Here is a 12,560-nt window from a genome sequence, read left to right on the forward strand (position 1 = left end):
TTTTGTTGGTTTATATCCATTTGCTCAAACTAAATACATCCAATACCGATTTCCTGAAATTCCGTATTCTTTTATATACACCATCTCCGTTACTGGAACCATCATTGTTGGTATTTCCTTCAATCGTAACAAAAGTATCGCCTTTGATATCCATAATAATAGCGGTATGCACCCAGTCATGAAGAGATTTTCTTATCAACAGAATATCACCTTTTTTTACAAGCCCTGGATCTTTCCGTATTTTTTCATTTCTAATCAAAGTGTTTTGGCCAATTCCGTAAGTACCTATGGTATCACAACTATAGGTTAAAGGCATTATTTTGGTAAAATCTCTTCCGTGTAAAGACATCGCCTGATCTATAATGGTTTGTACAAATCCCATACACCATAGCCAACTTGCACCTTCATTCCCTCCCATATAGCTTCTCACCCATGGTCCGGAATTGGATTGTTGACGAATATTCAATTCAAAGGGGAGATGCTTCAAATGATTTTCAGCAACCGAGAGTATGCTTTCTCTTATGGATGCTTTTGGAGCGACTCCTTCAAAGGCATTTTTCATATGAGAAGTAAATGCCATGAAAAGTGATGGTGTTACGACTCCGTTTGATGGAACATCAATAGATCTTTGATAGATTTTCACTGCATTTTCTGTGGCCGGTCCGAAATCTCCATCAATGTTTACCATTGTTCCCAATCCGGGATGCATTTTCTCTTGTAAACACAGCCAGGATTGTATTTTTTCAACATCCGATTTTTTATTGGCACCGCCTCTCTGTTGTGGAGCAGAAATGTTTAGTTCTTTTAAATATTGAGTTTTTTTCATGGTAATTTGTTTTATGATTGGTTATTATTGGTTCCAATTACAGGTGAGGTGATATTCCATCCACGGTGTTTTTACCATCGTGATTCCCCAAGGAATTTGTTCTAACAGGATATCATAGCCTTTTTCTTCAACCCATATTTCAAAACCTCGAAGCTGAATTTCCAGTTTTCCTTTTCTTTGTAAGAAAGTTCCTCGTAATGCATCCATAGATGAGCTACTCATGACCTTCCAATGCTGTAAAACAGCTTTAAGAAGGTCTTCACAGGCTTCTTTTTCTTCTGTACTCAGATTGATTTTTATATTAATTACCTCATTAACAGACAATCCGCAGATAATTTTATTCAGTATCATTTTATCTTCCTGAAACTCTGTATTTCCGTATACCAAGTAATGAAGCAATAAAACGGCTTTCTGAATATCTGCAGTTGTTCTCCATTCATTTTTTTCTGTGAGACCAAGCTGTTCAAAAAGCATCGGTAAAAAAGGATGAAGTATCGTTATTCCTGCATTTTCCACATAGAATATATATTCTTCCCTCAACAGATTATTTTCATTATAATCCTCAAACTTTGACATTATCTTTTCCTCTATCTGACTGTAATTTTCTTCAGCAACATCTGGAATTATTTTCTGAATTTTCAATTCTTTCTGTAAATATCCCTTCCAGTTTTCAAAGAACTTCATCTCATCATTTTTCAAGGTTATATCTGTATTGTCTTTCGTTTTTTCTTTTGTGATAAATTGTAAAAATTCAAAAATTTCTTCTTTTTTTATATTCCAATGTTTCTCTGTGGAAACAGATAAAAATCGGTATGTTATTTCAGCGGAAAATCCTGTCTTGATGAAAACAAACATCCATTTTATCATTTCATACCATTGTTTTTCATCAATTTCGTTTGAAAATATAGAAAATGAATATCGTTTCTCCCATTGTCTTTTCAATTCTGATATTTTTTGAAACTCATTCTGAAACGGCAAAAAAGAATAAATTTTCACTTTAAAATCTTCAGGAACGGAAAATATCCACCTCAACAGACTTTCCAAATTTTCTTTAAAAGTTTTTACTATTTCATCCGCCAGCTTTTCATTACCATTCAACTTAGAAATGATAGTTTCAATATCTGTAGCAAAAGAATTACTGATGATATATCCTTTTTTCAAAAAATCTAAAAACAAACTTTCTGCATGTACTTCTACCGGGTATATTTCAGAATTAAATGTTTTATTTAAAGCTATTTTCGAGGCATTCTCTTGAGGTTGATTAAGTTTAAGATAATATTCTATCTGTTCCAGTGATTTTCTTACAATTTCTTCTTTCCAATTTTCAGGAGAAATCTCTGAAATTTCAACAGGTAGCGAATCTATTTCCCAGATATAGCCTTCAATGGAATATTGATTCAATAATTTTTCAAGGCGTGGATAAAATTCCTTCTCAAGCATAGCAGACAAATTATTTTGCAGTTCTTTTCCAAAAGTTTCGGAAGAACAGTCGATATCCAAAATATGTTGCCTAATGAGATGCATGTTTTCTTAAACTTTCCCTAATTTAAACGGAGGACAATGAAATGATACTGAGGAAAAAGCATATCCTTTTGCAATTCCTAATTCAGAAAAGTCTTTGGTATAAATAATATTATTAAAATCAAAAACAATCATATTTTTCTCCGAAAAATAAATGCTTGTACTAAGCGGATAATCTAGTATTTGTTCACCATTAGAAATTGTATAAGGAATTACAAATCGTACGGTTGGAGAATTGAGAACTACGATATCTTTAAGGTACTGCAGTAATTTCTCATCCTTATTTTGGATGGGAAATGTAAAAACATTATCAAACATATTGTTGGTAGAAGCAGGGTTGCTAATATTAATTTCTACACGGAAGGTGAAATTAATCCATTGTCCTTTAATTCCTTTTATAGAATACCATAAAAGATTCCCCAGCTTATCTTTTACAGGATTTCCATCTGTCCAGAAATGAAAGAATTCTACATCCTGACCCGGAGGAAACGGCTGGTTTTCTGTATAGTTTAATAATTCTGTTAAAACATCCCGCACTTCCAGAGCGGTATTATTGCCTTTATCTTCTATTGCGGCAATTTTATTTTCTACGGATAATCTCGTTGCCATGTTATTTAATTTTTTTGGTTATCTATTGGTATTAAAATCTTCACTGTCAAAATCAGGAAAATCAAAATCTCCTACTTTTGGTTCTTCTTCTACTTTTCCGAGTACAAAATTGATGACATCACCTTCACCACAACATATATATGGAATGTAGAAATCTGCGATGACCGTCTTATCCGGAATGATATCATTATTTTCGACCACAAATTTGGGATTGAAATAATAAAATAAATATTTATTGAGTTCCAAAGCGTTTTCCGGATGGTAATACGCAATGTAATTCTGCATTTTCAGTAACGAATTTTCAATCATACTGCTGCATTCTGTACCGGAAACATCTACAGAAGCCTTAACGCCACTCGTTGCTTCGTTGGAAGCCATTAAGGTTTTCTCATTCCTTGCTGCACTAAGATTTCTTATAGCATCTATTCTCTGAAGTTTCTTTTTGGGTGGATTTTCTTTATACACAACAATGAAAGTTCCACCTTTTGTTACTCCGGCTTTGTGTTCTATTCCGGGATGCTTTTCTATGAATCTTTGTAAAGACAATCTTTTTCCCAGTTCTTTCCATTTTTCCTGTGCGGCTTGATACAACGCTCGAAATTCGCCTTTTTCACAAACCATAATCACCTCATCAATATGATCTATCAAATCCTCCTCAAATCTCAGATCCTCATTTCTTTTATTATAAACAGCTTCCCTGAATTGTATAGACAATTCTTCTATTTTCTCATAAATAGGGATAAACTGATGGTAAATTTTAATGAAAGCCGTGAAAGATTCTACCATAGAGTTCCTTCCTTTTTTCAGAAAACGGATATAGTTATTCAGAAAATTTAAATCTTTTATGTATCTATTTTCTTTTATGGTACCTTGATGATCTTCCAACCATTCTATTATTTTACCTATTACGTTTTCCCAATTTCTTCTTACAAGATCATAATCCGTTTCCAAATAACTCCAATTGGTTTCATCTGTCGCAAGATTTATCGGCAGATCAGGAAACTGAGTTGCATTCAAGGCAATTACTTTAAAAGGCAACTGATGGGTTTCCTGAATTCTTAAAATATCTGCCATTGCGTCCTGATAATTTTTCCCGATATGCCCTTCTATTCTGAAAAAATTATACGGTTCTGTCTCAAACAATAATGGTGCTTTTACTTCTGCCTTAGTCGTGTAATTATTTTGTAAGGAATGATAAGACAAAACAGTATCATTCAGTTTTTTTATAGTTAAATGAGGACTCCAATAATCCCGAAGCTCTAAAATTTCATCATAATAGAAAGGCAACGCTTTTTCGGAAAGTTTTACATCACCATATTGAGACGGGGTAATTCGGATATTTAAATTTTTCTCTATTTTAAAAGAACTTATGATATGAGCTAATTTTTCAAAAAGTAATTGAAGTTCTTTCAATTTTTTCTCGTTTTTCTTTGAAGAATTATTTGTAGAGAAAAACGGGGTTCTATAAGTTAAAGATTGAGCTGTACTTCCTCCCAAAACAACATGGAAAGGGAAAAGAGCTTCATTCACACAGCATAAGGAAAGCTCTGTTTTTTTTGAACATATCAACTCATTATATGCTGAAACAATGTCTGACATCCAATCCCAGAAATATTGTACATTGATGGTATCTTTGTATGCCTTTAAATTTTTATCTATAACTGTTTTTGCATCATTAAGAACATTTAAATTCTGATTCGTTATTCCTTTATATTCATTGTAGATTTTAGAAACTGCATCGGAAACAGATTTAATATAAGCAGCACTGAACGGCTTTACAAAATTATCAAGCACTTTTGCCGGAGTCGTGATGGTATTATACGGAACATTATATCTTGGAAATGTAAGCTTAGTAAATTGATAAGACGGATATTGAGGAAATAATTCTTTGAACCAATCTCCTGATGAAACGGCAATTGGACGTAGATTAAACTCCAACCTTTTTCCTTTATCATCGCAATTAGTCGTTACACAATTCTTCTGATCAATCAGGGTTACTTCCAAAAGAAGAATGATAAGTTTATCATCAAAAAAATCATTAGGAATAGGTTTTTTATCTGTATCTGAAGCATCAGAAGGAAGCAGGTCATAAATCTTTTTCAAAGAAGCATAGCTTTTTGAATATTTGAAAATAGCATCCAAATAAGGTTCATCTGTATAATCTGGAGCCAGAAACTGATCTGATAATTTGGTTTCTTTGTAATGGGTAAATAATTTTTCGTTCCAGTTGATCTGAAAACCCAAGGAAGTTACAGCAGTTCCGCAACTGATCTTCACTTGGTTTTTGGCAGGAAAAGCAAGTTCTAATCCACAAGTAATTCCTATTCCTGTTAAATTTTTTCTGGTAATCCTGTCCTGCTCTTCCAGATGACTGACTGCCATATTGAGATCTTTCTGGCTCAGAACCTGATCTGCTTCAAAAACAGGGTAAGATGAGGTATTATATGCTTTCATGGTCGTTTTTTTATAAGGTTCCTAATGATGTATTTCCAAGTATTAAAGGATTTTTGGTCTCACTTATTTGGCAATCGTATAAATTACCTTCCGGATAGATGGTATTAAGCTCTTTTAATGCTTTTATTAAATCCTGAAGGGTTTTTACATACGTTTTCTCTTCATTTATCGTTAAGGTATGATTGCAGAATTTTACACGATAATATCTGTAATCCTGCAGCCATTTCCTGTATGCTTTCTGAAATCCCAGCATATCTTCAGCATTCACCCAGCAAATTTTCAGTAGCGCATGAGCGGGAGCTTCCTGACGGAATATTTTATCGGCATATCTCCTGAAAATAAGATTTTTGAATCTCGACAAATATCCCGGAAGTACAATCGTAGCTTTGAAGGAATAAGGATCATCATTTGCTTCACTGCTGCAATCGTCATTTAAGCACACCGTAAGCAATTCTTCATCGGTAAAATATTTTGTATTGAATGGTCTTAAAAGAATATGTTCCAGGCAAAAAAAGTTTTCGTAATATTTATTTAAAATACCAATCATATATACAAGATAGTCGTAGGCTTTCTGCTCATCGTCAAATTTTTTCTCAAAACGAGCTATTTTTTTAGTATCATTCACCAGATATAAATAATATTTTCCGGAATAGGAATCTATTTTATAAAGGCTCTGATCTAAAAAATGCAGTTGAGACCACTCCCATTTTTCCAGAAGGTTGGTTCCCGGGGTCACTATTTTGAAAAGGAAATCTCCCTCGTCGGTTTCTACAGTCCATTGAGTTTGTGGTGAATCTTCGGTAACGATATCCCTCAAGCCAATATCATTGATTCCCAAAAGTTTTGCGACCCTTTTTTCATACCCTCCTCTATGATTGGTTTTCCAGAAAGGATGATAAACAGCTAAAGTAGAATCAGTATGCAGGTAATCTATTCCCAAGCCTCTGTTTTTGCTTATTTCCGGATAATTATTGACAAAATCCTGCTTATCTTGTATAAGATCTTCATTATCAAATGTAAAAGCTCCGGATGCTCCTTGAGTAATCTGATACATCGTGAAAACATATTCATTAAAACTCTCCGCAAATCTTGCAATAAGATGATCTAAAGCTCTGTTTCTACGATCATAAAATGTTTTTTTTGTCTCATACAATGATACACTTTCTTCATTGGGAATTCCTGACAATAACCTGTTTTCCAGATCAGGGCTGTATATTTCTTTTGAATAAAAATCTTTCCCTGTAAAATCATTTGTCTTTAGATATACAGGAAAATAGGTTTTTTTAATGGTTTCTGTATTGAGAAGGTTACCTGCATTATACAACTGGCTAAAAAAATCTGCCAGTAATTGTTCATAGAAATACAAATAGCCTTTAAGTTGTTTTACCTGTGCTTGTCTTAAAGGAGACTCTTTGTCTGAAAGATAATTTTTCCCCAATCCGTAATTGGCTGGGAAATCATCCTGAATACTGTAATAGCGGTTCACTTCAAAATGTTCTCCGTTTTCTATATAAAAATCTGTGGTAATCCCGTTCAGTTTTCTCTGTTGAATCTGAGTTTTGTACAAATCTACTTTCTGGTCAACCAACATTTGCTGGGTTTCTGTCAACAAAAAAGGAATATTTTTCTGGAAAAATAACAACTTTGATCTATGTGCATCAAAAACAGGTTTTACCTCGCCAGAAAGTTTCAGTACCCAGCTTTCATTAATGGAACCTGAAATAGGTTTTCCAAGGAGATTATAAGCTGTCATCATGAGATTTTTCACAGAATGAACTCCCGGAATTTCCATCAAAACAGCAATAATATCCGAAGCATAAATTTCTTTTAATAATTGTGCTTTTTCAAGCTCTTCATCTTTTATGAAACCATGCATTAATCTTGGTCCTAAAAATATATCTTCAGCATGATAACCTTCATTTACCAATTGGTTTAAAGTATAAAAACTGATTCTAGGATTAACAATCTTATCTATTGCAATCCGTACCTGGCTCATAACTTCCACAGGATCGGCTTCAGGAGCTAATTCTATATCTGCACAAACTCCTATATTTACTTTTTCTATAATTTCAACACAGAGATAATCTTCTGTGAAGTTTCTGTTTTTATGTAAAGTGGAAACTACCTTTGAAAAATTATCCTGAACTTTTTTTCTTTTTTTAGCGAAAAGCGAAATAAATTCACAAACAGGCTTTTCTGTATCGAAATGGTTCAAAATAATATCAAGCTCAGCAGGATCATCAGCAAAAATGCGGAAATGCAATTCGTCCGACGGTTTAGTATATCGATGCACAATAACATAAACAATATCTCCTACTTTTTTTACACTGTCTATTGAGATTTTTGAAGGTTCATTCATTTTCCTGAAAAGATCAGCTTTCGGGTCGTTCCAATTCGCAAACTGTGGTATTATCCTACAATTTACCCAGTGATCTTTTTCCCAAAAGGCAAATTCTATCAGCAAAGAATTTAAGTCACCCAATTCAGGATTTTCATCCAGCTCGATTTTTATTTTGTTCAGACCTCGAAGATGAAGTTCAGGGATTTTTTTCCCTTCTTTATCGGTATTTTTAAGGCTTAATTTATCTTCCAACCTGTTGATGTAGATCATTGTTTCGGTATCATTAGGAAGATAATAACCGTTGGAATCTTTTGTATTTTTTGTGGCAATTAACCATGCATTAGAAATATCATCAATATCAATCAACAGTTTTCTGTAATCATTAACCGTTAAAGGAGCATTGGTATAAATATTAGATGCTGTAAAAAAAGTTTTATTGTCAATAATTCCTTTTTTATTGGTAAGAAGATCCTGAATATCAAAATCTGAACGATATCCCAATTCGGTAATAGCATAGCACAATACATCGAGAATGGTCACTCCCGGATCATGAGGATTGTAATCGGTCCAGAACTTACTCCCGAGTTTCTCTACATATTCCAGCCCTGTTTTGAGCAGGAACTGGAAATCCTGAGATGGAGCCAATATCCGGTCTTTGCTGATGTAGTTTTCTGTTTCCATGTCCTGTTTTTTTTAAATCTCATGAATATTGTGCGTTTCTGTAGGTACAAACAACGTAAAGTCAGTCTGAGGTGTAATCTTGCTCAAATTTTTGATCGGATTTCCCTTGATATTATAGTTTTCATCCAGAATATACTGCGTCACCGTGAAGTCTGTAATATAATCTACATAATATTGATTATCAATAAGTTTTATCATGGTAGAAAATTCTATACTTTGAGCAAAATCGGCATCTTCCAGATCATAAGCCCATGGTGAAAGGAATGAATTGATGGTTTTGATGAGCTCCTGAACATAAATTCGGGTATCCATTCCCTCTTTTTTATGGAATTTTACATTAAAACTTACTTCTACTTTTTCTGCTTTTGGAGGTTTTACATTAAATCTTACATGTGGTGAACTTATTTTTTCCAGAAATTCTTTAATCACCTGCATTTTGTTGAGGCTTAAAAGAGGTTTCCAGTTGATGTTTTCCGTAGGTGAAGATTTTGCCACAGGAATAATGGTAACATACCCCGCCGAAACATTAGAAATCTGGGCAGAATCATATCGATAATGATTTAAAGTTTTCACCCTGTATATATCAGGAAATTCCTGTAACAGGATGTGTTCGTAATCCCAGGAAGTAATTGCCCTATTTTTATGTCTCAAACGCTCACTTGTTCTCAGATAAAGGTTTTGATCTTCTTCATAGGTTCTTCCTCCAAAAGAAGCATAAGGCTGTTTAATTTTTTTTACACCAGATATTACTTTAAAGCTTTTACTGATGGTTTCTTTTGGGGTAATTTCTGTGTATACTGTTCCTTTTTGTTCAAAATCAGTCAGAACTGCTTTCACAGCCTGTGCATGAATTCCCAAAATCCTACATACCGCCTGAATATTAGAAACAGATACTCTGATCCAGAAAAGATCCGGAGCAAAAAGTGTATTGGTCGTTGCCGAAAAATCCGGAATATTTACTGCCACGATTCCCGATTGGGTAAAAGAATAGGTTTCATCCGCAATGGTATTGTCTTCGAAACTTTCCCATTGATTAAGAGATAAATATTCCCATTTAATTATTGCTGGTGGCAACTGTGGATTGGCTGTTCCTTCTTCGAGTTGGATTAAAAAGCTGAAGCTGTCTTTAGGATTAGCCTTTTCAAAGCCTAAATACATGAAACCTTCTAAATTATTCAATGTTGAAAATTTCAGGAACTCATTTTGTATTCTCTTGTATCCGAAAGGCTGTATAATATATAATTCCGTATCAGAATCAGCGTTAGAAAGTGGGTTTAGGATCTCCTGTACATGATAATTAAACGTAAACTCCACAATCCGTGGTTTGTATGGGAATGTTCCTGTTTCCTGATTGGCTATTAAAGTACTTGCAGTAATATAATCCTCCATATATTTTTCCCCTGCATAGTTGGGATAGTTCAGTTCTATTCTGATTTTATGTTGAGTTGCAACGTCTTTAAAATTATATTCTTTAACTGAAAAATTATTGATAATGGTTGATAACTCATCAGAGTAATGGATTCTTTTTCCTTTATCCAGTAAAAAAGTTTTTACTTTATCATTCAGCCAATTGTATTTGCCGATAAGCGAATAGGTAGGTTCATAATAAACACCTAGTTCATTGAAATCCATCGAATAGCCCATATCTGTTATATTATCGGCTATCTTTTTTTGTTCGACGCTTTTCTTTTTGGAGGTAATATTACCTTCAGATAATATATTGCTTGTACCTAAATATTCAATAAAGTCAAAACCAGTATCCATCTCTGCAATAAACTCTGCTACGGTTTCTTTTTTCATAAAAAACTCGTTGGAGCTTACCATAAATCCGTTTCCGTTTTTAGGAAATTCACTGAAAGGATAGAAAGGTTTTTTAATATCAATATTTCCGGAATCAGATTCTAACGTATAGGATTTGAAGTTGTTTACTTTAACTTCTATATTGATTTCTGATACCGATGAAATAACATTTTTATTTTTAGGAACTATTTTAAGTACCGGAAATTGAGTGCTCACCACAATCTCAGGATGTTTTTTACTATCGTAAGGAACAATAGCTTTTTCGGTATCAGGAATGGTAAGTTTGATGTATTTTTCAGAAGAATTGCTGTTCTTTTTTTCGAAAGATTTTGTGGTAATTTCTATCACTTTTTTTTCTCCTGTAATGTAGAAATCAAACTGATTTTGATCTATATTCTGGTTATTAAACCGAAGGAATATATTTCTTTCTCCACTTTGCAAAAAGAATAAAGGACTTGCAATGAGAATGCCTTCTTTAAATTCTTCCTTATTTGCCCTAAAAGCATCAAAACTATCTCCTGCTCCATTCAACGGAATAAGATCTGAAACTTTAAAATACTGATTATTTTCCAGATGATAACTCGAAAAGTTTTTTAGCTTTATCTGATTGATAGCCTGATCTGTAGTGGAAGCATAGTATTTTTTTTCTCCCTCAGTATTTTTTCCGGCTAAGAAAACGGTGTTTTTAGCCAATAAAAAAGGATCAATTTTGTAAGGTTCAATAATAAGATATACCTGATCGGGTTTTGCTGCCTGATTTTCTGTACGTATTACATCTTTGTAATAAAAATCGAGGTGTTTTTTGGTAAACTCGTTCAGTTTTTCCTTAGCAAAACTCAATAATTTCAAGAATGTTAAAAATAATGCGTAATGAGGATGATGTTTGTCATAGTTATTCAATTGGTCATCAATCGCTGATTCCGCATATTTTCTCCAACTGGAAAGTAAACCGAAAAGCTGTTGCACTTTTTTCACATAGATATAGCTTTGGATAAGCTGAACCATGTCTGATGAAGGAATAATCTCCGTATCTATAATAGATTTTAATTGATTCTGAATAATCTGAATACTTCCGTTAAGACTTTCTTTTGCTATAATGCTATCATCTAATGAATCAACTTTATCTGCTAAATCTTTAAAACTGTTGGCTATCGCTGAAAAATATCTGGTTAAGATTTCTTTCTGGTCTACAGGATTTGCATTGAGCTGAACTTCTTTTTTTACAGATTCATAATTGCTCTGTAAAGTATCAACATTCCAAAGAGCAATACTGATGATAATGGAAGTGGATTCGCTTTCAAAAAAGTCTGACCAATCACCTTCTTTTATGTTATATTCCCCATAAAAATCAACATACTTAGAAAGTTTCTGAACAAACAAAATGAAATCTTCTTCTTTTCTCTCGTCTAAAAGAAAAAAATCTGGCAATAAGGCTGGATTCAGTCTTTCATTCTGTGTAGTACCGCTACCCTGATGAATTGACATTGAAGATGAACAGTTTTTCATTTTGAATGTTTATGGTTTTACAAATGTTCCTTCTTTTATATAATAAGGGAATACATAGTTTTTCCTTGAGTTTGTCGCCCTTATTCTATAGGTCACTTCTATATTAATCACTCCGTTATTCGTATCTTCAGTAAAAAACTGTACGTCTATTAAATCTATTCTGGGCTCATATTTTAGAATTGCGTCTGTAATGATCCCTTTAATTTTGGTAAGGAGTGTGATGGTAATGCTCTCGTACAGCATGGAAGTCAGATCGCACCCAAAATCAGACCGCATGATTCTCTCTTTCAACTGTGTTGTAAGCAATATATGAAGACTCTGAAACACATCTTCTTCATCCGAAACAGTTTCTACAGTTGCCTCCAGTTTGTTGAACGTAGGTGGAAATGCCCATCCGGTTCCAAGAAAAGTTTTTATTTTCATGGATATGAGTAGATTTTAGAAGTTAGATTTTAGACTTTTAGCTTTAATCATTTAAAATATTTCATTAAATGATTGTCAGAAATATTGAAACGCTGAGATTCAGCCACCAATATTTACTGTAGAACATCCTGCTACGATAACACCTCCATGTGCTGTACTATCTCCCATTCGGACTGCCTGTTTCCCGCCAATCATTACCGTGGAAGAACCCATTACCACAGAATCTGGAGATCCTGTACAAATACAGCTGTCACCTACAACCGCCGCAGGCATTCCTCCGATCATTACAGTGGAATTTGATCCCGGTATAATCGGACCTCCTACATGAGGCACAGTTCCGTTTACCATAGGACATGTGTGCATATCTGTTGCACGAGCTGCTATTCCCATAATTATTAG

General features: G+C 33.8%; 8 protein-coding genes. All 8 read right to left on the reverse strand.

Going from position 1 to position 12,560, the window contains the following annotated elements:
- Positions 1-10: 10 nt before the first annotated feature.
- Positions 11-826 carry a peptidoglycan-binding domain-containing protein gene (locus tag OH806_RS14345; RefSeq protein WP_264744362.1) on the reverse strand — a complete coding sequence of 272 codons (816 nt, stop codon included), beginning with the start codon at positions 824-826 and terminating at the stop codon, positions 11-13.
- A gap of 24 nt (positions 827-850) precedes the next feature.
- Entirely contained in the window at positions 851-2,350 is a 1,500-nt protein-coding gene (locus OH806_RS14350; protein ID WP_264744363.1) for a contractile injection system tape measure protein, read from the reverse strand.
- 6 nt (positions 2,351-2,356) lie between these two features.
- Positions 2,357-2,956, reverse strand: coding sequence for a hypothetical protein (locus OH806_RS14355; RefSeq protein ID WP_264744364.1), 600 nt, complete (start codon positions 2,954-2,956; stop codon positions 2,357-2,359).
- A gap of 18 nt (positions 2,957-2,974) precedes the next feature.
- Positions 2,975-5,410 (reverse strand): hypothetical protein, encoded by a 2,436-nt coding sequence (locus tag OH806_RS14360; protein WP_264744365.1) that lies wholly within the window; start codon positions 5,408-5,410, stop codon positions 2,975-2,977.
- 10 nt (positions 5,411-5,420) lie between these two features.
- Positions 5,421-8,432 carry a hypothetical protein gene (locus tag OH806_RS14365; protein ID WP_264744366.1) on the reverse strand — a complete coding sequence of 1,004 codons (3,012 nt, stop codon included), beginning with the start codon at positions 8,430-8,432 and terminating at the stop codon, positions 5,421-5,423.
- 12 nt (positions 8,433-8,444) lie between these two features.
- Positions 8,445-11,738, reverse strand: coding sequence for a hypothetical protein (locus OH806_RS14370; protein ID WP_264744367.1), 3,294 nt, complete (start codon positions 11,736-11,738; stop codon positions 8,445-8,447).
- Positions 11,739-11,747: 9 nt separating this feature from the next.
- Positions 11,748-12,161, reverse strand: a complete 414-nt coding sequence (locus OH806_RS14375) for a GPW/gp25 family protein (RefSeq protein ID WP_264744368.1) — start codon at positions 12,159-12,161, stop codon at positions 11,748-11,750.
- A gap of 99 nt (positions 12,162-12,260) precedes the next feature.
- The gene (locus tag OH806_RS14380) at positions 12,261-12,551 is read right to left on the reverse strand and encodes a PAAR domain-containing protein (RefSeq protein ID WP_264744369.1); all 291 of its coding nucleotides are present in this window, start codon (positions 12,549-12,551) and stop codon (positions 12,261-12,263) included.
- Positions 12,552-12,560 lie beyond the last annotated feature (9 nt).

The sequence above is a fragment of the Chryseobacterium oryctis genome (assembly GCF_025971925.1).
In the GTDB taxonomy this organism is placed as follows: domain Bacteria; phylum Bacteroidota; class Bacteroidia; order Flavobacteriales; family Weeksellaceae; genus Chryseobacterium; species Chryseobacterium oryctis.